This is a genomic window from Acidovorax sp. 93 (assembly GCF_003633835.1).
Lineage (GTDB): Bacteria > Pseudomonadota > Gammaproteobacteria > Burkholderiales > Burkholderiaceae_C > Acidovorax > Acidovorax facilis.
The window spans coordinates 3,999,492-4,023,775 of sequence record NZ_RBIT01000001.1 but is presented as its reverse complement, the minus strand read 5'-3'; the positions used below and the strand labels follow the sequence as shown (position 1 = coordinate 4,023,775).

Here is a 24,284-nt window from a genome sequence, read left to right as displayed (position 1 = left end):
CTTGCCGGGATGGGATACAAGGCGCGGTGCGCAGTGGATAGCTTGGCTATCCACAAGCGCCGCAACGCCGCAGACCGCCCGGCAAGGGACTTGCCCGAAGGGTTGGAGTGAAATCGGGCGATTGGACGCCTCGGCTGCTTGCATGGGCATGCGCCCATGCGGCGCATCCGAGGCATCCACTCATCCCGATTGCACTCCAATGCGATCCCCGAAAAGATATTGAACAGGTTCTAAAGGCCGCTTCAGTGTGCCGCCCCCGCAACACGTTGAAGAGAGCCAAGCATGCGCCGACAAGACATTCAATTGCTGACCCTGGCCCGCCAGGGCGATCCCGCCGCCCGCAGCAAAGCGGGCCGGCGCTACCTGGTGGGGGGCGACGGGTTTCCGCGCCATGTGGCCACGGGGATTGAGTACCTATCACACCCCAGCGTCCGTGAGCTGCCCGAAACCGCGTGTGCCATTGCAGAAAGTTTGCCGCTGCAGGATTTGCTGGACCTGAAGCAGGAAGATGCATTGCACAAGGCTGCCGCTGCGGGAAGCCCCTTGGCGCAGTTCAAGCTGGGCGTGTGGATGGCGTTGACGCGCAGCTCCGTCACGGCGGGGCAGTCGTGGCTGGAGACCGCCGCCGCAGCCGGGCACGTCGAGGCCTGCCAGGTCATGGCGGCCGTGGAGGGTGCACGCTCGGACCGCGCCCTCGAGGCGATGGTGGAATCGATCCAATCCAGCGCCGCAGTGGACGTGGTGCAGGTCGCGGTGATCGCTGCGCGCCAGGCGCGTGAAGAAGGGGGACTGGACCAGCTGGTCGATTGCCTGCGGGTGGCGCTGATGGTGGCGCCGCGCTTGACACACGCCCTGTCGGACCTGGTCGTGGCGGCGGTCTTGTGGGCCGAGCGCGAGAAACACTCCTTGCGCGGGCTGGCTCCTGACCAGATTGAGGCCAGTCTGGAGCTGGCTGTCGTACGCGGGGATCGGGACGCTGCGTGCCTGCTGGGCCGTGCGCGTTGCGGAATTGACAGCGGCACGCTGGCGCCAGCGCGGCTGGCCACGTCGCTGAACCTGCGCAAAGGCGTGGCCTTGTTGTTGCGCGCTGCGGACGCGGGCCGGGACGACGCATGGCTTGCCCTGTACGCGACGCATGCAGACCACCGCTCGTCGGTATCCAACCCGCAGATGGCCCGCTTCTTCCTGGAGAAAGCGGCAATGGCCGGGCAGTCCGAGGCGCAGCGCAAGCTGGGGGCTTTGATACTGCGCGCGTCGAACTCGGTGGTGGAGTCGGAGCAGGCCATTGCGTGGCTGCATGCCGCTGCCAACCAGGGTGATGCGCACGCGCAGCGCCTGTTGGGCTCACTGGTGCTTCCGCTGCCGGGGAGTGAATCCGTGGCGCGCGAGGCGATTGAGCAAGTGCGTCAAGCCGATCCCTGGCTGGCCGTGCGGCTGACGCTGGCGCGCGACTTCGGTTTGACCAAGCTGGAGGCCTTGAGTGTCGACCCTGTCGAGGGCCGTCGGCCCTGGGGGTTGCTGGTGGGGCAAAACCCGTTTATCGCGCAGGCCCGTTTGTCCGCACCGCGTGCCGTGCCGGCATTGACGCCCCTTGCGCTGCAGAACCTGGCGCGCGCGGCAGCATTGTTCGAACAATCGCGCGGTGACGGCAATGCCTTTGAGGGGGATCTGCGCCGCCGCTCGGTGCGCCAGCGGCGGGTATTTGAACGCCTCCATTTGTCCGAAGACCTCTTTTTTGCTACCGCTTCCTCGCGCAGGCTGGAGGCCTTCCGTCTGGGGCCGAAATGGGCTTTTCGCGCACGGCAACCACTGGCCCTGGCATTGGCGGGTTGACGGCTGCGTGGACTCTGGTGCGAAGAATGTCTGACTGGGAGAGCTTCGTCAGCTGAGTGCCTTCGCGAGCACGGTCACCTCGTCCTCGCCAGATACCGCTTGCGCCAGAACAGCATCACCAGCGACAGTGCGATGAAGACCATCGAGCCCAACGCCCACCAGAACCCATCGGCCTTGTGGATGAGCGGCAAGAACTCGAAGTTCATGCCGAAGATGCCCGCTATCAGATTGAGCGGCAGGAACACGGCGGTGAGCGCCGTGAGCGTGCGCATGATGTCGTTGGTGCGGTTGCTCTGCACGCTGAAATGCATCTGCACGGCAGTTTCGGTGCTCTGCTCCAGCCGCCGCACGTGGTGCACCACGCGCTCGATGTGCTCCAGCACGTCGCGGCTGCGCACCTTGAGCAGGTCCAGCTCGCGCAGGCCAGCCGGGGTGTCGGGCAAGGCCCAGGTTTCCAGCGCATCGATCCAGTCCTGCACGGCGGTGCGCTGGTCTTCGCAGATCTCGTCGAGCTTGTGCAGTGCCAGCCGTGCTTCCAGCAGCGAACTCCAGTTCACATACCGCGCGCGGGGCTTGAGCAGCTCGTTTTGCCAGTGGTCGAGCTGGCGCGTGAGTTCGCGGCGCAGGTCCAGATAGCGGTCCACCATCATGTTCACCACGCGCAGCATCAGGTCGGCCGGGCTGGCGGGAACGCGGGCGCCGGGCACGGGGCTGCTGCGGCCTTCGGTGCCGTTGCTGGTGGGTAGCGATGCCAGCAGACGGGCCGCATAGGCGTCGCGCACTGCGCAGTCTGCGGGGTGTACGGTCAGCAGCAGCTGGTCGAACACCGCAAACCCCACCGGGCTGGTGTCGATGCGGCGCAGCACCGGTGGGCCGCTGCGTTTGAGTGGGCTGGCGGGGCTATCACCTTCCACGGGCGAGTCGACGGTGTCGCCCTGCGCGGTGGCCAGGCGGCGAAACACCAGCAGGTCATATTGCGAGGTGTAGTCGTAGTGCGAGGGCAGCTGCGCGTTGAGCAGGTCGGACACGTGCAGGTCCACCAGCTGCAGCCCCACCAGGGTTTGCAGGCGTGCCTGGATCTCGGCCAGCCGCGCCTGGAAGGCGGGGCGCCCGCAGGCGATCCAGACAAAACCCTGGGCGGGCATCTGAGCGGGCAACGCGGTCAGCTCCTGCACGCCGCCGTTGTGGATGTGGAAGATGCGCATGAACCCGGTTTTGAATGAAAAGTGCCTCTAGCGCTTGTCCATAAAGCGCTAGTAGCTATTATTTTGTTAGCAAGCGAGCCGCGTCGCGCGCAAAGTAGGTCAGCACGCCATCGGCACCGGCGCGCTTGAAGGCCAGCAGGCTTTCCATCATCACGGCGTCGTGGTCCAGCCAGCCATTGGCGGCAGCGGCCTTGATCATGGCGTACTCGCCGCTGACCTGGTAGGCGAAGGTGGGCACCTTGAACTCGTCCTTCACGCGGCGCACGATGTCCAGGTACGGCATGCCGGGCTTGACCATCACCATGTCCGCGCCTTCGGCGATGTCGATGGCCACCTCGCGCAGGGCTTCGTCGCTGTTGCCGGGGTCCATCTGGTACACATTCTTGTCGGCCTTGCCCAGGGCGCCACGCGTGCCCACGGCGTCGCGAAAGGGGCCGTAGAAGGCGCTGGCGTACTTGGCGCTGTAGGCCATGATGCGGGTGTGGATATGGCCCTGCACCTCCAGCGCCTCGCGGATGGCGCCGATGCGCCCGTCCATCATGTCGCTGGGCGCGACGATGTCCACACCCGCCTCGGCGTGCGTGAGCGCCTGGCCGGTGAGGATCTCCACCGTCTCGTCATTGATGATGTAGCCGGTCTCGTCCAGCACGCCGTCCTGGCCGTGGCTGGTGTACGGGTCCAGTGCCACGTCGGTCATCACGCCCAGGCCGGGGAATTCTTTCTTCAGCGCCCGCACCACGCGCGGGATCAGGCCGTCGGGGTTCAGGGCCTCTTTGCCATCGGGCGTCTTGAGCGACGGGTCGATCGCCGGGAACAGCGCCAGCACCGGAATGCCCAGCTTCACGCAGTCTTCGGCCACGGGCAGCAGCAGGTCCAGGCTCAGGCGGTCCACACCGGGCATGGAGGTCACGGCCTCGCGGCGCTGGCTGCCTTCATGCACAAACACGGGGTAGATGAGGTCGTGCGGCGTCACAGCGTTTTCGCGCACCAGGTTGCGGGTAAAAGCATCGCGGCGCAGGCGGCGCGGGCGGTTCTGGGGGAAGGGGGCGGGGCTTTGGAGGTGCATCGCGAGATTATCTCCCTGAGCCGCTGCGCGGCTCCCTCGGGGGACGCACCCCCTGGACCGGCGAAGCTGGATCCACGGGTGCACTGGCATGGGGCGCGCCGGTTTCAAACATCATGGCGACGCCTTCTCACCTTGGAAAAGCCGCTTGTAACACCCGATGCCCGGTGCTAAATTGGCGCCGGGCGGCTTGCCGCCCCCCGCTTTCCCTCCCTGAGCGGGGCCTCGGGTTGCAGCGATGCAAAACAGGCTTTCCCGGCCCGGCGGATTTGCCGGGCTTTTTTTTGGTGCGGCCTCGGGTGGCCCGCACAGGCCCTTAAACTGCCCCCATGCTCTGGGTCAAAGCCTTTCACATCGTCTTCGTGGCCAGCTGGTTTGCTGGCCTTTTCTATCTGCCGCGCATCTTCGTCAATCTGGCGATGGTGGCGCCGGGCTCAGCCGCCGAGCGCGACCGCCTGCTGCTCATGGCACGCAAGCTTTTGCGCTTTACCACGCTGCTGGCCGTGCCTGCGCTGGCGCTGGGCCTGTGGCTGTGGATGGGTTACGGCATCGGCTGGGGCCCCGGCAATGGCTGGATGCACGCCAAGCTTGCGGTGGTGCTGCTGGTGATCGGCTACCACCACGCCTGCAGCGTGGTGCTGCGCAAGCTGGCCGACGGCACCAGCCGCAGGAGTCATGTGTGGTTCCGCTGGTTCAACGAGGCTCCCGTGCTGATGCTGGTGGCCGCAGTGGTGCTGGTGGTGGTCAAGCCGTTCTAGGCCCGCACGCAGGTGCCCAAGACCTCCGCCTGGCCTCTTGCGCTGATCTATACAGCGCTCGTCGTCTTTGCCAGCCTGTTCCCGTTTGACGGCTGGCGCGCCCAGGGCATTGACCCCCTGGTCTTCCTGCTGGCGCCGCTGCCCCCGCCGTACTGGACGGGTTTTGACATTGCCACCAATGTGGTGGGGTATGCCCCGCTGGGCTTTCTGCTGGTGCTGGCCATGCTGCGCTCGGGCTGGGGGCGGGGCGCGGTGCTGCTGGCCACGCTGGTGGGCATGCTGCTGTCACTGGCCATGGAGTTCCTGCAGATCTACCTGCCCCGTCGTGTGCCCTCCAATCTGGACTTGCTGCTCAACGCGGCGGGCACCCTGGCGGGGGCGCTGAGCGCCGCGCTGCTGGAGCGCCTGGGCGCCATCGACCGCTGGAGCGATTTCAAGGGCCGCTGGTTTGTGCAAGACGCCAGCGGCGCCATCGTGCTGCTGGCGCTGTGGCCGCTGGCGCTGCTGTTCCCGGCGGCGGTGCCGTTCGGGCTGGGGCAGGTGCTGGAGCGGCTGGAAGCGGCGCTCATCGAGGTGCTGGCCGACACCCCGTTTCTGGACTGGCTGCCGCTGCGCGAGGCTGCGCTCGACCCGCTCTCGCCCAGTGGGGAGCTGCTGTGTGTGACGCTGGGCCTGCTGGCCCCGTGCCTGCTGGGCTACTGCGTGATCCGCCATGTGGGGCGGCGGGCGCTGTTTGCCCTGGGTGTGGTGGCCGTGGGCGTCACGCTCACCGCGCTGTCGGCCGCCCTGAGCTGGGGCCCCGTGCATGCCTGGGAATGGATGGGCCTGCCCACGCGCGTGGGCGTGTGGGGCGCGCTGGCGCTGGCGGTGATGCTGCTGGCCTTGCCCCGGCGTGCCTGCGCTGCCGTGCTGCTGGTGGCCCTGGTCTGGCACCTGGCGCTGCTCAACCAGGCGCCCACCAGCGCCTACTTTGCGCAGACGCTGCAGATCTGGGAGCAGGGCCGGTTCATCCGCTTTTACGGCCTGGGCCAGTGGCTGGGGTGGCTGTGGCCCTACGCCACGCTGATCTACGTGGTGTTTCGGGTGTCGCGCAAGGAAGGCTCCTCCTGAGTCGCATTCAGCGCCGCGACGGCGTCACGGACGCGTGGGTTCGTAAAATGCAGCCATGAGCGACACCACCCCCGCACCGGCCGCAGTGCCCGGCTACTACCAGCGCCACATCTTTTTCTGCCTCAACGAACGCACCAACGGCGAGGACAGTTGCGCCCACCACAACGCCCAGGCGGGTTTTGACCGCTGCAAGGCCCAGGTGAAGGCGGCAGGCCTGGCGGGGGCCGGCAAGGTGCGCGTGAACAAGGCCGGCTGCCTGGACCGCTGCGCGGCGGGCCCCGTCGCGGTGGTCTACCCCGAGGGCACTTGGTACACCTATGTGGACGCGGCCGACATCGACGAGATCGTCGAATCGCACCTGAAAAACGGCCAGGTGGTGGAGCGCCTGGTCACACCGGCGGAACTTGGCCGCTGAATACGCCTCCATCCGTCTCGTTGTTTTTTCTTGAATGATTTTGGCTGCTAGCGCTTGTCCATCAGGCGCTAGCAGCTATTAAATTGGTAGTAAACCCGTGAATGCCCAGACCGAACGCCTGACCCTGTCCGGCCCCGCAGGCGCCATCGAGGCCGTGCGTGACGCTGCCGCGCTGGCCGACGGTGCTGCTGCGCCCCGTGGCGTGGCCATCATTGCCCACCCCCATCCGCTGTTTGGCGGCACCATGGACAACAAGGTGGTGCAGACGCTGGCGCGCGCCTTTGTGCAGTGTGGCTGGACAGCCGTGCGTTTCAATTTTCGCGGCGTGGGCGGCACCGAAGGCGTGTACGACGAAGGCCAGGGCGAGCTGCAGGACCTGCTGGCAGTGGTGGAGCAGGTGGCGCCCGTTGCCGCTGGTCAGCGGATTGCGCTGGCGGGATTCTCGTTTGGCGCATTTGTCACCAGCCATGCGCTGGCCGCCCTCTGGCCGCAGGGTCGCGTGGACCAGGCAGTGCTGGTGGGCACGGCAGCCAGCCGTTTTGCCGTTGCCCCGGTGCCGCCCGATGCCCATCTGCGCACCCTGGTCGTGCACGGCGAGCACGACGACACTGTGCCGCTGGCCGCTGTGATGGACTGGGCGCGGCCCCAGATACTGCCTGTCACAGTCATTCCCGCAGGGGGGCATTTCTTTCACGGACAATTGCCGCTTCTGAAAAATCTGGTGGTGCGCCACCTGCAATCGCGAGGCTGAGCCACTCAAGCCTGCGTCTGACTTTGGGTTGGCTTCAACCCGCCCCTCCTGGTCGCCTCCCAGCAGTTTCTGCTGTTTCTTTTTCCTCTTTTCCGAGCCTTTCCAGCCCCTTATTGCCCATGAAACGAATCCTGTCCGCGCTGCGATCCCTGGCCGTCTTTGCTGCCGTGGCCCCTGCCGCTTTCGGCGCCTATGCCCAGGCGCCCCAGCCTCCTGAAATTGCTGCGCGCACTTATATGCTGGTGGACGTCACGGCCAACCAGGTGCTGGCCGCCAAGGACATTGACGCGCCGGTGGAGCAGGCTTCGCTCACCAAACTCATGACGGGCTACCTGGTGTTTGACGCGCTGCGCGCCAAGAAGATAACGCTGGACCAGAAGTTGCCCGTGAGCGTGCGTGCCTGGAAGATGCCCGGCTCGCGCATGTTCATCGACCCCAAGATGCAGGTGCCGGTGGAAGACCTCATCAAGGGCATGATCGTCCAGTCCGGCAACGATGCCACGGTAGCGCTGGCCGAGGGCGTTGGCGGCACGTACGAAAACTTCGTCAAGCTCATGAACGACCAGGCCAAGGCCCTGGGCATGAGCGGCACCAGCTACAAGAACCCCGAAGGCCTGACCGAGCCCGGCCACCTCACCACGGCGCGCGACCTGTCCGTTCTCGCCACGCGCCTGATGAAGGATTTCCCGGAGTACATGCACTACTACTCCACCAAGCAGTACAGCTACCCCGGCACGCCTGCATCGAACGGCAGCAATCGCAATTCCCTGCTGTTCCGCGATCCGACCGTGGACGGCCTCAAGACCGGCCACACCGCAGCCGCAGGCTACTGCCTCGTGGCAACGTCCAAGCGTGAATTCCCCGGCGTGGGCCAGCGCCGCCTGCTGTCTATTGTGCTCGGTGCCGCCAGCGAAAATGCGCGCGCCAACGAAAGCCAGAAGTTGCTGAACTGGGGCTATACCGCGTTTGAAGCCGTCAAGCTGTTTGACGCCGGCAAGCCCGTCGCTACGCCCGCTGTCTGGAAGGGCACGGAAAACACCCTCAAGATCGGCCGCGATGAGGCCATCGTGGTGACCGTGCCCGCAGGCAGTGCAGGCAAGATCACCACCCAGATTGCGCGCCCCGACCCGCTGGTTGCTCCGTTCACCAAGGGGCAGTCTGTGGGCGCCCTGAAGGTACTCCTGGGCGAACAGGCTGTGGCGGAAGTGCCGCTGGTCGCGCTGGAAGGCGTGGAACAGGCAGGCATCCTGGGCCGTGCATGGGATGCCATCCGGCTCTGGATAAAGTAGCAGGAACATCCTCCTCAGGCGCTGCCGCGTTTTCACCCCTTTCCGAATGGCTGCGCCATTCAGAAAGGGGGGCACCGCCAGCGCGGCGGTTCTGGCTTGGCCGCGCGCTTTCGGCAGCTGTTGGTCTCCATCTTGAGCCTGGGTTTCCGAGGAAAACCGCGTAGCGCTTGCCCGTTCAGGGCCTTGCTGCTACATTAGAAGGCTTTTCGGAAATTCCGAAGGGTTTCACGTTTTCGTTTTTTACGTTTAGGGACGTATTCATGCCAACCATCAATCAACTAGTCCGTCAGGGGCGCGAGGTCGAAAAGATCAAGTCCAAGAGCCCTGCGATGGAAAACTCTCCCCAGCGCCGCGGCGTGTGCACCCGTGTGTACACCACGACGCCTAAGAAGCCTAACTCCGCTCTGCGTAAGGTTGCCAAGGTGCGCCTGACCAACGGTTTTGAGGTCATTTCCTACATCGGCGGTGAAGGCCACAACCTGCAAGAACACAGCGTGGTGCTGGTTCGTGGCGGTCGTGTCAAGGACTTGCCCGGTGTGCGTTACCACATCGTGCGTGGTTCGCTCGACTTGCAAGGCGTGAAAGACCGCAAGCAGTCGCGCTCCAAGTACGGTGCCAAGAAGCCCAAGGCCAAGTAAGCCCTGCGCTTTTGCACAAAAGAATTTTCGGTGCTGTCTCCCGCGTGGCGCGGTGAAGCAGCGTAGTGGCCCCAAACGCAGGTGTTCTGCGCGGGTCGAGTAAGTGGGAGTCCTTGATTGGCTCTCGCGGTGTCTGAAAAGATGCCAACTGAAGCAAAGATAGAGGTAAAAAATGCCACGTCGTCGCGAAGTCCCCAAACGTGAAATCCTGCCGGATCCCAAGTTCGGCAATGTAGAGCTGTCCAAATTCATGAACGTGATCATGGAAGGCGGCAAAAAGGCGGTTGCAGAGCGCATCATTTATGGCGCCCTGGAACTGATCGAGAAGAAGCACCCTGACAAGGACCCGCTGGAAGCCTTCACTGTTGCCATCAACAACGTGAAGCCCATGGTCGAAGTGAAGTCCCGCCGCGTGGGCGGTGCCAACTACCAGGTGCCTGTGGAAGTGCGCCCTGTCCGTCGTCTGGCTCTGTCCATGCGCTGGATTAAGGAGGCCGCCCGCAAGCGCGGTGAGAAGTCGATGGCCCAACGCCTGGCCAACGAACTGCTGGAAGCCACCGAAGGCCGTGGCGGCGCCATGAAGAAGCGTGACGAAGTGCACCGCATGGCCGAAGCCAACAAGGCATTCAGCCACTTCCGCTTCTAAATCGACGAACTGCCCTCGTCGCCAAGCGCAAGGCTGCCGGCAATTTTGCCTGCAGCCTTGTGGCGATTGAGGTGGTCACAAAATTGACGGGTCGCAGCGCCACAATGCTGGGCCCTTCCCCTGAATAACACGACCCATCCAAGGATCCACCATGGCTCGCAAGACTCCCATCGAGCGCTACCGCAATATCGGTATCTCGGCCCACATTGACGCTGGCAAGACCACGACCACCGAACGTATCCTGTTCTACACGGGCGTGAGCCACAAGATTGGCGAAGTGCACGACGGCGCTGCCACCATGGACTGGATGGAGCAGGAACAAGAGCGCGGCATCACGATCACCTCGGCTGCCACGACCTGCTTCTGGAAGGGCATGGACAACTCCTACGAGGAGCACCGCTTCAACATCATCGACACCCCCGGTCACGTGGACTTCACGATCGAAGTGGAACGTTCGATGCGCGTGCTCGACGGTGCCTGCATGGTGTACTGCGCCGTGGGTGGCGTGCAGCCCCAGTCGGAAACCGTCTGGCGCCAAGCCAACAAGTACAAGGTGCCTCGCCTGGCCTTCGTGAACAAGATGGACCGTACCGGTGCCAACTTCTTCAAGGTCTACGAGCAGATGAAGCTGCGCCTGAAGGCCAACCCTGTGCCCGTGGTGATCCCAATCGGCGCCGAAGACAAGTTCACCGGCGTGGTCGATCTGCTGAAGATGAAGGCCATTCTGTGGGATGAAGCCTCGCAGGGCATGAAGTTCACCTACGAAGAAATTCCAGCCGACCTGGTCGCATCTGCCAAGGAATGGCGCGAGAAGATGGTGGAAGCCGCTGCCGAAGCCTCCGAAGAGCTGATGAACAAGTACCTGGAAGAGGGCGACCTCTCCGAAGCTGAAATCAAGTTCGGCCTGCGTACGCGCACCATCGCCACGGAAATCCACCCGATGCTTTGCGGCACCGCGTTCAAGAACAAGGGTGTGCAGCGCATGCTGGACGCCGTGATCGACTACCTGCCGGCACCGACGGACATCCCTGACGTGACGGGTACCGATGAAGACGAAAACCCCGTCACCCGCAAGGCGGACGACAGCGAGAAGTTCTCGGCTCTGGCATTCAAGCTGATGACCGACCCGTTCGTGGGCCAGCTGACCTTCGTGCGTGTGTACTCCGGCGTTCTGAGCAAGGGCGATACCGTCTACAACCCCATCAAGGGCAAGAAGGAACGTATCGGCCGTATCGTGCAGATGCACGCCAACGAGCGCCAGGAAGTCGAAGAAATCCGTGCCGGCGACATCGCTGCCTGCGTGGGCCTGAAGGACGTGACGACCGGTGAAACGCTGAGCGACATCGACTCCCAGATCATTCTGGAGCGCATGGTGTTCCCTGAGCCTGTGATCACCCAGGCCGTGGAACCCAAGACCAAGGCTGACCAGGAAAAGATGGGCATCGCACTGCAGCGCTTGGCTGCAGAAGATCCATCCTTCCGCGTGAAGACCGACGAAGAATCGGGCCAGACGCTGATCGCCGGTATGGGCGAGTTGCATCTGGAAATCATCGTGGACCGCATGAAGCGTGAATTCGGCGTGGAAGCCAACGTGGGCAAGCCCCAGGTTGCCTACCGCGAAACCATCCGCAAGACGGTGGAAGAAGCCGAAGGCAAGTTCGTGCGCCAGTCCGGCGGTAAGGGCCAGTACGGCCACGTCGTGCTCAAGATCGAACCTAACGAAGCCGGCAAGGGCATCGAGTTCGTCGACGCGATCAAGGGTGGTGTGGTTCCTCGCGAATTCATCCCGGCCGTGGAAAAGGGTATCAACGAAGCCGTGACGCAAGGCGTGCTGGCTGGCTACCCCGTGGTGGACGTCAAGGTCACGCTGCACTTCGGTTCGTACCACGATGTGGACTCGAACGAACTGGCGTTCAAGATGGCTGCCATCTTCGGCTTCAAGGAAGGCTGCCGCAAGGCCGGCCCGGTCATTCTGGAGCCCATGATGGCTGTGGAAGTGGAAACGCCGGAAGACTACGCTGGTACCGTGATGGGTGACCTGTCCTCCCGCCGTGGCATGGTCCAGGGCATGGACGACATCCCGGGCGGTGGCAAGGCCATCCGCGCTGAAGTGCCGCTGTCCGAAATGTTCGGCTACTCGACCTCGCTGCGCTCCGCGACGCAAGGCCGCGCTACGTACTCGATGGAATTCAAGCACTACAGCGAAGCACCGCGCAATGTGTCTGAAGCCATCATGGCTGCACGCGCCAAGTAAGCGCGTCGAGTGAAAGGTCTGTCCTGGGCAGGTCTTTCCTCTTTGTTTTTGAGTCAGATTGGCTGCTAGCGCTTGTCTATAAAGCGCTAGCAGCTATTAAAACAGTAGCAAAATTCTTGCAATCTGCGACCCGGTGCCGTCCTGTTGCCCTGTGCGGGACGAACCAGCAATCGGGTGCAGACGTTAAACCCCAACACAGGCATTGCTCTTTGGAGATTCAAAATGGCAAAAGGTAAATTCGAACGGACCAAGCCTCACGTCAACGTGGGCACAATCGGCCACGTGGACCATGGCAAGACGACGCTGACGGCAGCCATCGCTACCGTGCTGTCCGCCAAGTTCGGCGGTGAAGCCAAGGCATACGACCAGATCGATGCAGCGCCCGAAGAAAAGGCCCGCGGTATCACGATCAACACCGCCCACGTGGAATACGAAACGGCCAACCGCCACTACGCCCACGTGGACTGCCCTGGCCACGCCGACTATGTGAAGAACATGATCACCGGCGCAGCCCAGATGGACGGCGCTATCCTGGTGTGCTCGGCTGCTGACGGCCCCATGCCCCAGACCCGCGAGCACATCCTGCTGGCTCGCCAAGTGGGCGTGCCTTACATCATCGTGTTCCTGAACAAGTGCGACATGGTGGACGACGAAGAACTGCTCGAACTCGTCGAAATGGAAGTGCGCGAACTCCTGGACAAGTACGACTTCCCAGGCGACGACACCCCCATCATCCGTGGTTCTGCCAAGCTCGCCCTGGAAGGCGACAAGGGCAAGCTGGGTGAAGAAGCCATCATGAAGCTGGCTGAAGCGCTGGACACCTACATCCCCACGCCAGAGCGCGCTGTGGACGGTGCCTTCCTGATGCCCGTGGAAGACGTGTTCTCCATCTCCGGCCGTGGCACCGTGGTGACCGGTCGCGTTGAGCGCGGCATCATCAAGGTCGGCGAAGAAATCGAAATCGTCGGTATCCGCGACACGCAAAAGACCATCTGCACCGGCGTGGAAATGTTCCGCAAGCTGCTGGACCAAGGTCAAGCTGGCGACAACGTCGGCCTGCTGCTGCGCGGCACCAAGCGCGAAGACGTGGAGCGCGGCCAAGTGCTGTGCAAGCCCGGCTCGATCAAGCCCCACACCCACTTCACCGCTGAAGTGTATGTTCTGAGCAAGGACGAAGGCGGCCGTCACACGCCCTTCTTCAACAACTACCGTCCTCAGTTCTACTTCCGCACGACCGACGTGACCGGCGCCATCGAGCTGCCAGCCGACAAGGAAATGGTCATGCCTGGTGACAACGTGTCGATCACTGTGAAGCTGATCAACCCCATCGCCATGGAAGAAGGTCTGCGCTTCGCTATCCGCGAAGGCGGCCGTACCGTGGGCGCTGGCGTCGTGGCCAAGATCATTGCTTAATCCATAAGCAGAACAAGGAACTTGCCATGTCCAAGCAAAAAATCCGCATCCGCCTGAAGGCGTTTGACTACAAGCTGATCGACCAGTCCGCTGCCGAGATCGTTGACACCGCCAAGCGCACCGGCGCCATCGTCAAGGGCCCCGTGCCCCTGCCGACACGCATGAAGCGTTTCGACATCCTGCGCTCGCCGCACGTCAACAAGACCAGCCGCGACCAGCTCGAAATCCGCACGCACCAGCGTCTGATGGACATCGTGGACCCAACGGACAAGACCGTTGACGCCCTGATGAAGCTCGACCTGCCTGCTGGCGTGGACGTCGAAATCAAGCTGCAGTGATGTAGCGACGGCCGTTGTGAGGTGGGTCCGCCCGCCTTGCAGTGTCTGAAATAACGCGAACTTGCTTGAAAAAGCAGTTCGCGTTATACTTTAGGGCTTCGCTCAATTTGCGCCTGTTAAAAGGTGTGCATTGGCGGAGTTTTATTAACCTTCTTTCATATACGCGGGCGAGAGCTTGCGGAAACGCTGCAGCCAATTGAAGTTGTGGCGGTGAGAGTTTTGGAGAAAACCAATGAGTCTGAGCAACTCCCTCGGGTTGCTGGGTCGCAAAGTGGGCATGATGCGTCTGTTCACCGATGATGGGGACGCAGTGCCTGTCACGGTGGTGGATGTGTCCAACAACCGCGTTACCCAGGTCAAAACCCAAGAGAACGATGGCTACGTGGCCTTGCAGGTCACGTTTGGTTCGCGCAAAGCATCGCGCGTAACCAAGCCAGAAGCCGGCCACCTTGCCAAGGCAGGTGTGGAAGCCGGTGAAATCATCCAGGAATTCCGCGTCACTGCTGATACCGCTGGCAAATATGCCGCAGGTGCAGCTGTGCCCGTAACCGATGTGTTTGCCGTGGGCCAGAAGGTCGATGTGCAAGGCACTTCCATCGGTAAGGGTTACGCCGGTACCATCAAGCGTCACAACATGAGCTCGCAACGCGCGTCGCACGGTAACAGCCGTTCGCACAACGTGCCTGGCTCGATCGGTATGGCACAAGACCCCGGTCGCGTGTTCCCCGGCAAGCGCATGACGGGCCACCTCGGCGATGTCACCAAGACCACGCAAAACCTCGATGTCATCCGCATCGACGAAGCGCGTCAACTGCTCTTGATCAAGGGCGCTATTCCGGGCTCCAAGGGTGGGTTCGTGACGGTGCGTCCAGCGGTCAAGGCCAAATCTTCCAAAGGAGCGAACTAATGCAGCTCGAACTCCTGAATGACCAAGGCCAAGGCGCGTCCAAGCTGGATGTTCCTGAAACCGTGTTCGGTCGTGAATACAACGAAGATCTGGTGCACCAGATCGTCGTGGCCTACCAGGCCAATGCACGCCAAGGCACTCGCGCCCAGAAGGACCGCGAGCAAGTCCGTCACTCGACCAAGAAGCCTTTCAAGCAAAAGGGTACGGGTAACGCACGTGCAGGTATGACTTCCTCGCCACTGTGGCGTGGGGGCGGTCGGATTTTCCCGAACATGCCTGACGAAAATTTCACGCAGAAGATCAACAAGAAGATGTACCGCGCCGGTATGTCTGCCATCTTGTCGCAGCTGGCCCGCGAAGGCCGTCTGGCTGTGGTCGATTCGCTGAAGCTTGATTCCCCCAAGACCAAGGTCCTGGCCGACAAGTTCAAGGCGATGAACCTGCAATCGGTGATGGTGATTGCCGACGAAGTGGACGAAAACCTGTACCTGGCTTCGCGCAATCTGGTGAACGTGCTCGTCGTTGAGCCCCGTTACGCCGATCCCGTGTCGCTGGTGCGTTTCAAGAAAGTGCTCGTCACCAAGGGTGCAATCGACAAACTCAAGGAGATGTTCGCATGAGCACACTCAAGTTTGACGAAGGTCGTCTGATGCAAGTGCTGGTCGCTCCCATCGTGTCCGAAAAGGCCACCATGGTTGCTGAAAAGTCCAATGCTGTGACGTTCAAGGTGCTGCAGAACGCAACCAAGCCAGAAATCAAGGCCGCTGTGGAATTGATGTTCAAGGTCGAGGTCAAGGGCGTCTCTGTGGTGAACACCAAAGGCAAGACCAAGCGTTTTGGCAAGACCATCGGCCGCCGCGACAACGTTCGCAAGGCATACGTCACGCTGCAACCAGGTCAAGAGCTGAACCTCTCCGGGGAGGCCGCGTAATCATGGCTGTCATCAAGATGAAACCCACTTCGCCCGGCCAACGTGCCGTGGTGAAGGTCACGCGTGACCACCTGTACAAGGGTGAAGCGTACGCCCCCCTGCTGGAGCCACAATTCCAGAAGGCCGGTCGTAACAACAACGGTCACATCACCACCCGCCACAAGGGCGGTGGTCACAAGCACCACTACCGTGTAGTGGACTTCAAGCGCAACAAGGATGGCATTCCGGCCAAGGTTGAGCGCATTGAGTACGACCCCAACCGTACGGCCCACATCGCTCTGGTGTGCTATGCCGACGGCGAACGCCGCTACATCATCGCTCCCCGCAACCTGGAAGTGGGCGCAACCCTGCTGTCCGGTTCGGAAGCCCCGATCCGCGCTGGCAACACGCTGCCGATCCGCAACATCCCCGTGGGTTCGACCATCCACTGCATCGAGCTCAAGCCCGGTGCCGGTGCTCAGATCGCCCGCTCGGCTGGTGCTTCGGCAACGCTGCTGGCCCGTGAAGGCGTTTACGCTCAAGTGCGTATGCGCTCCGGCGAAGTGCGCAAGATCCACATCGAATGCCGCGCCACCATTGGTGAAGTGGCCAACGAAGAGCACAGCCTGCGCCAACTGGGCAAGGCCGGTGTGAAGCGCTGGATGGGTATTCGTCCTACGGTTCGCGGCGTGGCCATGAACCCTGTGGATCACCCTCACGGTGGTGGCGAAGGCCGCACCGGCGAAGGCCGCCATGCAGTCGATCCTTGGGGCAATCTGACCAAGGGTTATCGCACCCGTAACAACAAGCGCACACAGATCATGATCGTGTCGCGTCGCAAGAAGTAAGGGGTAACAGATGACTCGCTCTCTTAAAAAGGGTCCATTTGTTGACCATCACTTGCTGGCCAAGGTCGAAAAGGCCGTTGCCACCAAGGACAAGAAACCAGTCAAGACCTGGTCGCGTCGCTCCATGGTTCTGCCCGAGTTCATCGGTCTGACCATTGCCGTGCACAACGGCAAGCAGCACGTACCTGTCTATGTCACCGACCAGATGGTGGGCCACAAGCTGGGCGAATTCGCCCTGACGCGCACCTTCAAGGGTCACCCCGCTGACAAAAAAGCGAAGAAGTAAGGAACGACCATGTCTGAAACACGTGCAGTCCTCCGGGGCGTCCGTCTGTCGGTCGACAAGGGCCGTCTGGTCGCCGATCTGATCCGCGGCAAGAAGGTGGACCAGGCTCTGAACATCCTGAACTTCACGCAGAAAAAAGCTGCGGGAATCGTCAAGAAAGTTCTGGAGTCGGCTATCGCCAATGCCGAACACAACGATGGCGCTGACATCGACGAACTGAAGGTCAAGACCATCTACGTCGAACAAGGCACCACGCTCAAGCGCTTCACCGCGCGCGCCAAAGGCCGCGGCAACCGCATCAGCAAGCCCACGTGCCATGTGTACGTGACGGTTGGCAACTAAAGGCTCGGGAAGACTATGGGACAAAAAATCCATCCTACCGGCTTCCGCCTTGCGGTCAGCCGCAACTGGTCCAGCCGTTGGTACGCCAGCAACCGCGACTTCGCGGGCATGCTGGCCGAAGACATCAAGGTGCGCGAGTACCTGAAGGCCAAGCTCAAGAACGCGGCAGTGTCGCGCATCCTGATCGAGCGTCCTGCCAAGAACGCCCGTATTACCATTTACTCGGCACGTCCTGGTGTGGTGATCGGCAAGAAGGGCGAAGACATCGAGAACCTGAAGAAGGAACTCGCTCTGCGCCTGGGTGTGCCTGTGGCAGTCAACATCGAAGAAGTGCGCAAGCCCGAAATCGATGCCAAGCTGATCGCCGACAGCATCACGCAACAGCTCGAAAAGCGGATCATGTTCCGCCGCGCCATGAAGCGTGCCATGCAGAACGCCATGCGTCTGGGTGCCCAAGGCATCAAGATCATGTCGTCCGGTCGTCTGAACGGTATCGAAATCGCTCGTTGCGAGTGGTACCGTGAAGGCCGCGTGCCACTTCACACGCTGCGCGCCGACATCGACTACGGTACCTCTGAAGCCAAGACCACCTACGGTGTGATCGGCGTCAAGGTCTGGGTCTACAAGGGCGATACGCTGGGTCGTAACGACCTGCCTGCCGTGGAAACCCCACGTCCAGACGAAGAACGCCGCCCACGCGGTCCACGCCGTGACGGCCGCCCAGGTGGCGATCGTCCAGGCGCAGGCCGTGGCCCACGTCGTCCAGTCGGTGGTAACACCGCTCCGGCCGACGGCAGCGACAAGCCAGTGGAAGCTGGTGGCGCTGATAACACCGCCGTTAAGCGCGTACGCAAAGTCGCCGCGCCCGCTACAGCAGCGGACGGAAAAGGAGAATAAGTATGCTGCAACCTGCTCGCCGCAAGTACCGCAAGGAGCAAAAGGGCCGTAATACCGGTGTCGCAACGCGGGGTGCCTCCGTTGCGTTCGGTGATTTCGGTCTGAAGTGCACCGATCGTGGCCGTCTCACGGCCCGCCAGATCGAAGCTGCACGCCGTGCGATTTCCCGTCACGTCAAGCGTGGCGGCCGTATCTGGATCCGCGTGTTCCCGGACAAGCCAATCTCTACCAAGCCCGCAGAAGTGCGTATGGGTAACGGTAAGGGCAACCCCGAGTACTACGTGGCCGAAATCCAGCCCGGCAAGATCGTTTTCGAGATCGTCGGTGTGCCTGAAGAACTGGCCCGCGAAGCGTTCCGCCTGGCTGCAGCCAAGCTGCCGCTGCGCACCACGTTTGTCAGTCGTCACCTTGGCGCTTAATTCAGGAGAACAAGCAATGAAGACTACTGAACTTCGCCAAAAAGACGTCGCCGGTATCGAAGCCGAAATCAAGGCGCTGCAAAAGGCCCACTTCGGCCTGCGCATGCAAAAGGCTACGCAGCAATTGGCTAACACCAACACGCTGCGCACCACCCGCCGCGATATCGCCCGTGCAAAGACCATTCTTGCTGAAAAGCAAGCCGCCAAGTAAGGAGCCCACATGACGGAACCTAAAAAATCCCTCAAGCGCACCTTGGTTGGCAAGGTGGTCAGCGACAAGCGTCAAAAGACTGTGACCGTGCTGGTCGAGCGCCGTGTGAAGCACGAGCTCTACGGCAAGATCGTTGCGAAGTCGAGCAAGTACCACGCCCATGATGAAAATGGCGAGTACAAGCTGGGCGACGTGATCGAAATCACCGAAAGCCGTCCGCTCTCCAAGACCAAGAACTGGGTGGCTACCCGCTTGGTGCAAAAGGCCGGTCTGCTGTAAATCAGCATCCCATTGCCCCGGGGTCAAGACACCGGACGGCAAAGCCTTTCAAAACGACCCACAATGTGGGTCGTTTTGCTTTGTGGCCCACTTTTTTAGGACTCAGGCAAATCGGGATGCGGCATCAACTCGCTTTGGCGTGAGTCGCTTGTCTGAGCCTTGTTTTGCGCACGTCATGTTGTGTTGGCGGCGCGGGGCACTTCGCGTATCCAATCCCATTCATCCCGCTATCCATTCCACCATCCCAAGGAGATAACAATGATCAAAGTCGGTGACACCCTGCCTGCCAGCACGCTCATGGAATATTCGGAAGTCGAGGGCGAAGGCTGCAGCATCGGCCCGAACCCTGTGCCTGTAGACAAGGCTACGGCTGGCAAGACGATTGCCCTGTTTGCATTGCCCGGAGCGTTTACGCCCACCTGCTCGGCCAAGCATGTGCCAGGCTATGTGGAAAAGGCCGCCGAGTTCAAGGCCGCAGGTGTGGATGAGATCTGGTGCGTGAGCGTGAACGACGCCTTCGTCATGGGCGCATGGGCGCGTGACCAGAAGACCGATGGCAAGGTCCGCATGTTGGGCGATGGCGATGCCACTTTCGCCAAGGCCACCGGTCTGACGCTGGATCTGACGGGCAAGGGCCTGGGTCTGCGCAGCAACCGTTATTCGATGCTGGTGCGCGACGGCAAAGTGCTCACCCTCAACGTGGAAGCCCCGGGCAAATTTGAAGTGAGCGACGCTGACACGCTGCTCCAGCAAGCCCAAAAGGCTTGAGTTCGGCGTTAACCGGCTGCGCCGAGTCGCTCCCTGCGATGTGAGGCGTTCTGGCTTGGGCCGGCTACCGGGGTCGCCATTGCTGTGGCGAGAACTGGCGAAGCCGGTCATAAACGTGATCCCGGGAAGGCCTTGAGCGGATCTAAATCTCGTTGGAAAACCGGATGGCTTGGAGCAGCTGCTGCAGCTTCGCACTGCGTGTCGGCGCCAGCCATTGACTGGCCCATTGGACCTCGCCGGTCAGCCGGGCCCGTTCGCTGATGTCCACCTGGGGCTGTTGGCCCAGCCGGTGCAGGCGGGCCTTGAGGATGTCGAACTGTGTGCGGCTGTAGTTGGCGCGCTCGTTGACCACCAGTCCCGTCACATACTGCCGCTGGTGGGCTGGCATCACGCGGGTCTTGTCCGCGCGCAGGGTGAATCCTTCGTCCTGGGCAATGGCGGTCACCCAGGCGCGAAAGTCCACCCACTGCTGGTGCAGCGCCTTTGAACCTGAAAACACCAGGTCGTCGGCATAGCGTGTGTAGCGCGCGCCAAAGCGCTCTGCCAGGGCGTTCAGCCGCAGGTCCAGCCCGAAGGCGCACAGATTTGCCAAGGCGGGCGACGTGGGCGCGCCCTGCGGCAAATGGGGCTGTTTCAGGCGCGTGCTGATGGCACGGCGCTGCGCGATGGCCTCCCGCGGCAGGGGGGCTGCTTCCAGCAATCGTTCCCGGATGGCCTGAGGGGTTCGCGTGGTGGTCAGCCGCGTGAGCAGCTCGGCGGCCGGGCGACCATGGCCCAGTGCCCGCCACAGCGCGCGCACGCGGGTGGCCGTGATGCACATGAAGAAATCGGCCAGGTCAAACCGTATCACCACAGCCTGCTGGGTGTGGACCTGTGCGTGAGTGCCCACGCCGTGGCCGCGCACAAAGCCATGCGCGGCCTCGTGCACGGGCACGCCAGCCAGCAGGCTGTCCAGAATGCGGCGCTGCGTGCTGGCCAGGCGCGGGCGGGGCGCCTCCAGCAGGCGCAGCCCACCGCTGGGCTTGGGCAGCAAGCGGTAGCGATAGTGCGAAAGGGGCAGGGCATGGCCCCCGTCCTGGCGTTCGCGCCAGTGCGCATGCTCGGGCGCGAGCCACAGGAGGTCATCCAGCGAAACGGCCAGGGCCTCGGTTACGTCGGTGGCGGCCAGCAGCACGGGCGTGGTGCGCTCACGGCCCATCCATGCGGGGTGCGCGCCTGCCGTGGCGGAGCGCAGCAGCCAGTGCAACGGCTCCCCGGTGCGTGGGCTGGCGGCCCAGGTGCGGAAAGCCCGGGCGAGTTGGGGGTCGGGCCATTGGTGCAAAGGCAGGGCTGGTTCGACGTTTTCATCGTCGTCGCCCGCCAGCTCGTCCCAGGCGTCCTGGTCTTTTTCCTCCTGCTGGCTGAAGGTCGTCGTAAGCGACTGCAGGGTGGCGCCATTGCGCAGCGCCGCTTTGCGCCACCAGACACCCCAGCACAGCCAGGTGGCCACGTCCTCAGGCGCCAGCCGCGCCCATTCGGCCCCGGACGCGTGGGACAGGCGGCGCAGCTGTTCGAGCAAGGGCGGGGGCAGTGGAACGGGGCTGTCCGCCAGGGTCGTGTTGTTACCCAGGCAGGCACCTGCGCGCGCCGCCAGTGCCTGGAGGGTGCGGCGCTCCGGCTCCCGTGCATCGGCCAGCACGGCCATGGCCAGCGCCTTGGCCAGTGCGCGTGTGCGGGCTGGAGTCTTCGTCACGAAGCTGCGAAGTGCAGGAAGTTGGCCCGGTGCCAACCTGCGGGTTGGGTGCGAACTGCACGCCACGGGTGGCGGGAGGTTCGCGCGCCGCGATGGACGCGTTGGAAGACAACACCGTGGGGCTGCCCCACGGCTCGATCCTGATCGACAGGCTCGAAGTGCTTGGCACCGGGCCGGTCTGATTCTATAACTGCTATAAATTTAATAGCTATTGACGCAATATCAGTGAGCGCAGGCACCAAAAACTCAAGAAATATCAACCTTGAGGTAGTGCGCCCCCGCAATGGGGTTGTGGTAGTAGGGTGGAATCTCTTCAAAGCCCAGGTCGGTGTACAGCGCCCGGGCCGATTCCATGTCGTCGAGCGTGTCGAGCAGCACGCAGGCGTAACCCGCCTGGCGCGCCCGGTCGAGCATGGCCTCCGCGAGTTCGCGGCCCAGGCCGAAGCCCCGGAAGGCTTTGCGCACGTACAGCCGCTTCATTTCGCTCGCGTTGGGGTAGTCGGCCGTATCCAGTGGCCGAAGGGCGCAGCAGCCGGCAATCGCCCCTTCGACCTGGGCCAGCAGCAGTGCGCCGCGCGGCGGGCCGTAGTCGCCGGGCAGGCCCGCGAGTTCGGTCTCGAAGTCCTGGAAACACAGGTCTACGCCGAGGGTGTCGGCGTACTCCCGGAAGATGGTGCGGACCGCTTCCATCTCAGCGGGCGAGGTGGGGGTCAGCAGGGTGACGGAAGGCTTGTCCAAAACGCAGTAGTTCAAAACAGCGGAAGCCGCAGTGTAGCGAGTCTGGCTAGAACCCCGCCGCTGCCCCCAGAGAGGACACCCACCAGGCCAGCGCGGCACTCAGGGCCAGCACCACCAGCGCCACGGCCCGGCTGGTCAAGTCGTCGCGAGACGGCGTGGCCGGGGCGGGCAGCAGCTTGTCGCCATGCAGCATGGGCCGGACGAGGCGTTGGCGGCGAACCAGCACATAGAAAATGATGGCGATCAGGTGCAACCCCACCAGCCCCAGCACCAGGTACTGGCCAATTTCCTTGTGGTAGCCCGTGGCCTGGCCGACCACTGCATTCGACACAAACCGGGTGAGCGGGCCAGCGAAGGCGATCTCGTCATCACTCAGCAAACCGGTGGCCACTTGGGCCACCAGCACGGCCAGCAGCGCAAAGACCGACAGGGCGCCCAGTGGGCTGTGGCCAATGCTGTCTTCGGCGTGGGCTGAACCGCGCAGATACCGCAGCACCCGCATCGGGGAGTACAGAAAACTCGTGAAGCGCGACCAGCGCCCGCCCATCAGTCCCCAGACCATGCGGAACACCAGCAGCGCCAACACGCCGTACCCCAGCCGGAAATGCCATTCCATGGCGTTGCCCCCCACCTTGGCGGTGATGACCAGGCCCACGACGCTCGCGGCGAGTGCCCAGTGGAAGATGCGGGTGGGAAGGTCCCAGATGCGTACGGAGTGTTGCGTCATGGCGGCGGGGCAGGGTGGTTGGACGAAGGGTGGTGGGCCGCATTGTGAAGGAGGCGGGGTCAACCCGAAAGAGCATGCCCGCTGCGAAATGGGCGGTAAAACGGCATACTTGCCCCGGGCTCTCAGAGCCTGTCCACCCCACGAAAAAGGAATCTCCCTATGAAAGCACTTGCCGCGTTCGCCCTTGCCGCCGCTACGCTGACCTTGTCCGCACCGGCCTCTGCCCAGTTCGCCAAGGCGGAAGACGCCATCAAATACCGCCAGAGCGCGCTGTTTGTGATGGGCCAGCACTTTGGCCGCCTTGGGGCCATGGCCAATGGCCGTATCCCGTTCGACGCCAAGGCCGCGCAGGAGAACGCGGACGTGGTGGCGCAGATGGCCAAGCTGCCCTGGGCGGGATTTGGCGCGGGCACCGACAAGGGCGCGCCCACCAAGGCATTGCCTGAAATCTGGACCGAACAGGCCAAGTTCAAGGAGCATTCCGACAAGCTCGAAGCCGAATCCGTCAAGCTGGCCGCTGCGGCCAAGACGGGCAACCTGGACAACCTCAAGACCGCATTCGGCGCGGCCGCTGGCACCTGCAAGGCCTGCCACGACAATTACCGCGCGAAATAGGGTACATCCCCCTGAGCGGCTGCGACGCTTCCCCCTTCTCTCTACGCGCTACGCGCTCCGGGAAGGGGGACGACGCCAGCGCGGCGGGGCGGCCCTTGCGTGGCGTCCGCTCCTCTGGGCAACGCCAGTTTCAGATGCCATTCGCAAAATTGATAGCTGCTGGCGCTTTATCCATAAGCGCAAGAGGCCGACTTCTTACGAAATCGGCCTCTTGTTTTTGAAGGTGTTGTGGTGGCTCAGGTTTCTGCCAGCAGCTTCTCGATGAGCTGGTGCAGTTCAGGGAAATTCGGGGCACCTACATAGGTCTTCACAATCTCCCCACGCTTGTTCACGATGAAGGTCGATGGCGTGAGCCGCACATCGCCCCAGGCCTGAGCCACCTTGCCGGTGTTGTCGATCGCCACCTTGAAGGGCAGTTTGCGGGTTTCGGCAAAGTTCACCACGTAGCTGGGCGGGTCGTAGCTCATGGCCACGGCGAGCGTGTCGAAGCCTTTGGCGTGGTACTTGTTGTAGGTGGCCACGATCTCGGGCATTTCGGCCACGCAGGTGGTGCAGCTGGTGGCCCAGAAATTCACCAGCGTGACCTTGCCGCGCAGATCGGCGGTGGATTGGCTCGTGCCGTTTAGCAACACGAAGGTGGATTCCGGTGCCGCAGAGCGGCCTGTATCCAGGTACACATAGGCACCCACGGCCGCAAATGCTGCCACTGCCACCCCTGCCGCCCAATGCTTGATCGCCATGACTTGTCCATTCATCCTGAAACTGTGGCCCCTGTGGGTACCCGGGCCTGCAACCGGCATTGTGCCGGACCTGCCCTAACAACAACGCCCGTCTTCTACCTTCAAGGGTGGCCCGCAGGCCGAACTTGGGATGGAGTCGGCTTGACGGGCAA

General features: G+C 62.7%; 29 protein-coding genes. 23 read left to right on the top strand and 6 right to left on the bottom strand.

The annotated features are described in order from the left end of the window. Nucleotides 1-282 precede the first annotated feature (282 nt). A complete protein-coding gene (locus C8C93_RS18340) occupies nt 283-1,833 on the top strand; it encodes a tetratricopeptide repeat protein (RefSeq protein ID WP_121507831.1) in 1,551 nt (516 codons plus the stop codon). A gap of 74 nt (nt 1,834-1,907) precedes the next feature. Here C8C93_RS18340 and C8C93_RS18335 read toward each other — a convergent pair whose 3' ends face one another. After that, the gene (locus tag C8C93_RS18335; protein WP_121421994.1) at nt 1,908-3,038 is read right to left on the bottom strand and encodes a magnesium transporter CorA family protein; all 1,131 of its coding nucleotides are present in this window, start codon (nt 3,036-3,038) and stop codon (nt 1,908-1,910) included. Between the two features lie 58 nt (nt 3,039-3,096). Next, a complete protein-coding gene (hemB, locus tag C8C93_RS18330; RefSeq protein WP_121421995.1) occupies nt 3,097-4,104 on the bottom strand; it encodes a porphobilinogen synthase in 1,008 nt (335 codons plus the stop codon). Nucleotides 4,105-4,430: 326 nt separating this feature from the next. Between hemB and C8C93_RS18325 the strand changes: the two genes are divergently transcribed. The 21 genes from C8C93_RS18325 to C8C93_RS18225 all read left to right on the top strand — a co-directional run bounded on the left by C8C93_RS18325 (nt 4,431) and on the right by C8C93_RS18225 (nt 19,580). Beyond that, a complete protein-coding gene (locus tag C8C93_RS18325; protein WP_121507830.1) occupies nt 4,431-4,859 on the top strand; it encodes a CopD family protein in 429 nt (142 codons plus the stop codon). Between the two features lie 12 nt (nt 4,860-4,871). Next, nucleotides 4,872-5,969 (top strand): VanZ family protein, encoded by a 1,098-nt coding sequence (locus C8C93_RS18320; RefSeq protein WP_121507829.1) that lies wholly within the window; start codon nt 4,872-4,874, stop codon nt 5,967-5,969. A 55-nt stretch (nt 5,970-6,024) separates the two neighbouring features. After that, the gene (locus C8C93_RS18315) at nt 6,025-6,384 is read left to right on the top strand and encodes a ferredoxin (RefSeq protein ID WP_121507828.1); all 360 of its coding nucleotides are present in this window, start codon (nt 6,025-6,027) and stop codon (nt 6,382-6,384) included. Between the two features lie 97 nt (nt 6,385-6,481). Further along, nucleotides 6,482-7,135, top strand: coding sequence for an alpha/beta hydrolase (locus C8C93_RS18310; RefSeq protein WP_121507827.1), 654 nt, complete (start codon nt 6,482-6,484; stop codon nt 7,133-7,135). A gap of 119 nt (nt 7,136-7,254) precedes the next feature. Continuing rightward, a complete protein-coding gene (locus tag C8C93_RS18305) occupies nt 7,255-8,424 on the top strand; it encodes a D-alanyl-D-alanine carboxypeptidase family protein (protein ID WP_121507826.1) in 1,170 nt (389 codons plus the stop codon). 260 nt (nt 8,425-8,684) lie between these two features. Continuing rightward, a complete protein-coding gene (gene rpsL / locus C8C93_RS18300; protein WP_007851137.1) occupies nt 8,685-9,062 on the top strand; it encodes a 30S ribosomal protein S12 in 378 nt (125 codons plus the stop codon). Nucleotides 9,063-9,234: 172 nt separating this feature from the next. Then, a complete protein-coding gene (gene rpsG / locus C8C93_RS18295) occupies nt 9,235-9,708 on the top strand; it encodes a 30S ribosomal protein S7 (RefSeq protein WP_005798541.1) in 474 nt (157 codons plus the stop codon). Nucleotides 9,709-9,859: 151 nt separating this feature from the next. After that, nucleotides 9,860-11,962 (top strand): elongation factor G, encoded by a 2,103-nt coding sequence (fusA, locus tag C8C93_RS18290; RefSeq protein ID WP_055401687.1) that lies wholly within the window; start codon nt 9,860-9,862, stop codon nt 11,960-11,962. A gap of 222 nt (nt 11,963-12,184) precedes the next feature. Then, complete coding sequence (tuf, locus tag C8C93_RS18285) at nt 12,185-13,375, top strand: elongation factor Tu (RefSeq protein WP_056642984.1); 1,191 nt, start codon at nt 12,185-12,187, stop codon at nt 13,373-13,375. Between the two features lie 26 nt (nt 13,376-13,401). Next, nucleotides 13,402-13,713 carry a 30S ribosomal protein S10 gene (gene rpsJ / locus C8C93_RS18280; RefSeq protein WP_005796953.1) on the top strand — a complete coding sequence of 104 codons (312 nt, stop codon included), beginning with the start codon at nt 13,402-13,404 and terminating at the stop codon, nt 13,711-13,713. Between the two features lie 232 nt (nt 13,714-13,945). After that, nucleotides 13,946-14,620 (top strand): 50S ribosomal protein L3, encoded by a 675-nt coding sequence (gene rplC / locus C8C93_RS18275; RefSeq protein WP_055394981.1) that lies wholly within the window; start codon nt 13,946-13,948, stop codon nt 14,618-14,620. Continuing rightward, nucleotides 14,620-15,240 (top strand): 50S ribosomal protein L4, encoded by a 621-nt coding sequence (gene rplD / locus C8C93_RS18270; protein WP_008906425.1) that lies wholly within the window; start codon nt 14,620-14,622, stop codon nt 15,238-15,240. The genes rplC and rplD overlap by 1 nt, the downstream gene beginning before the upstream one ends. After that, nucleotides 15,237-15,551, top strand: a complete 315-nt coding sequence (rplW, locus tag C8C93_RS18265; RefSeq protein ID WP_010467173.1) for a 50S ribosomal protein L23 — start codon at nt 15,237-15,239, stop codon at nt 15,549-15,551. Before rplD ends, rplW begins: the two co-directional genes overlap by 4 nt. Before the next feature lie 2 nt (nt 15,552-15,553). Further along, complete coding sequence (gene rplB, locus C8C93_RS18260; RefSeq protein WP_010467175.1) at nt 15,554-16,378, top strand: 50S ribosomal protein L2; 825 nt, start codon at nt 15,554-15,556, stop codon at nt 16,376-16,378. 10 nt (nt 16,379-16,388) lie between these two features. Continuing rightward, nucleotides 16,389-16,664: a 30S ribosomal protein S19 gene (rpsS, locus tag C8C93_RS18255; RefSeq protein ID WP_010467177.1), complete on the top strand. Its 276-nt coding sequence runs from the start codon at nt 16,389-16,391 to the stop codon at nt 16,662-16,664. 9 nt (nt 16,665-16,673) lie between these two features. Next, complete coding sequence (gene rplV / locus C8C93_RS18250) at nt 16,674-17,006, top strand: 50S ribosomal protein L22 (RefSeq protein ID WP_007847806.1); 333 nt, start codon at nt 16,674-16,676, stop codon at nt 17,004-17,006. Between the two features lie 15 nt (nt 17,007-17,021). Then, a complete protein-coding gene (gene rpsC, locus C8C93_RS18245; RefSeq protein WP_055394983.1) occupies nt 17,022-17,903 on the top strand; it encodes a 30S ribosomal protein S3 in 882 nt (293 codons plus the stop codon). Between the two features lie 2 nt (nt 17,904-17,905). Then, a complete protein-coding gene (gene rplP, locus C8C93_RS18240; RefSeq protein ID WP_015012190.1) occupies nt 17,906-18,322 on the top strand; it encodes a 50S ribosomal protein L16 in 417 nt (138 codons plus the stop codon). A gap of 16 nt (nt 18,323-18,338) precedes the next feature. Continuing rightward, entirely contained in the window at nt 18,339-18,533 is a 195-nt protein-coding gene (gene rpmC, locus C8C93_RS18235) for a 50S ribosomal protein L29 (RefSeq protein ID WP_055394985.1), read from the top strand. A gap of 9 nt (nt 18,534-18,542) precedes the next feature. Next, nucleotides 18,543-18,812, top strand: a complete 270-nt coding sequence (gene rpsQ / locus C8C93_RS18230; protein WP_055394987.1) for a 30S ribosomal protein S17 — start codon at nt 18,543-18,545, stop codon at nt 18,810-18,812. A 258-nt stretch (nt 18,813-19,070) separates the two neighbouring features. Beyond that, a complete protein-coding gene (locus C8C93_RS18225) occupies nt 19,071-19,580 on the top strand; it encodes a peroxiredoxin (protein WP_121507825.1) in 510 nt (169 codons plus the stop codon). 142 nt (nt 19,581-19,722) lie between these two features. Here C8C93_RS18225 and C8C93_RS25675 read toward each other — a convergent pair whose 3' ends face one another. The 3 genes from C8C93_RS25675 to C8C93_RS18210 all read right to left on the bottom strand — a co-directional run bounded on the left by C8C93_RS25675 (nt 19,723) and on the right by C8C93_RS18210 (nt 22,777). Continuing rightward, nucleotides 19,723-20,613, bottom strand: coding sequence for a reverse transcriptase family protein (locus C8C93_RS25675; RefSeq protein ID WP_370110867.1), 891 nt, complete (start codon nt 20,611-20,613; stop codon nt 19,723-19,725). A gap of 945 nt (nt 20,614-21,558) precedes the next feature. Continuing rightward, the gene (locus C8C93_RS18215; RefSeq protein ID WP_121422003.1) at nt 21,559-22,050 is read right to left on the bottom strand and encodes a GNAT family N-acetyltransferase; all 492 of its coding nucleotides are present in this window, start codon (nt 22,048-22,050) and stop codon (nt 21,559-21,561) included. A gap of 46 nt (nt 22,051-22,096) precedes the next feature. Beyond that, a complete protein-coding gene (locus C8C93_RS18210; RefSeq protein WP_121507823.1) occupies nt 22,097-22,777 on the bottom strand; it encodes a cytochrome b/b6 domain-containing protein in 681 nt (226 codons plus the stop codon). Between the two features lie 159 nt (nt 22,778-22,936). On the opposite strand from C8C93_RS18210, the gene C8C93_RS18205 reads away from it, so the two are divergent. Continuing rightward, entirely contained in the window at nt 22,937-23,392 is a 456-nt protein-coding gene (locus tag C8C93_RS18205) for a cytochrome c (protein WP_055394996.1), read from the top strand. A gap of 236 nt (nt 23,393-23,628) precedes the next feature. On the opposite strand, the gene C8C93_RS18200 is transcribed toward C8C93_RS18205, so the two are convergent. Continuing rightward, complete coding sequence (locus C8C93_RS18200) at nt 23,629-24,132, bottom strand: peroxiredoxin (RefSeq protein WP_121422005.1); 504 nt, start codon at nt 24,130-24,132, stop codon at nt 23,629-23,631. Nucleotides 24,133-24,284: the final 152 nt, after the last annotated feature.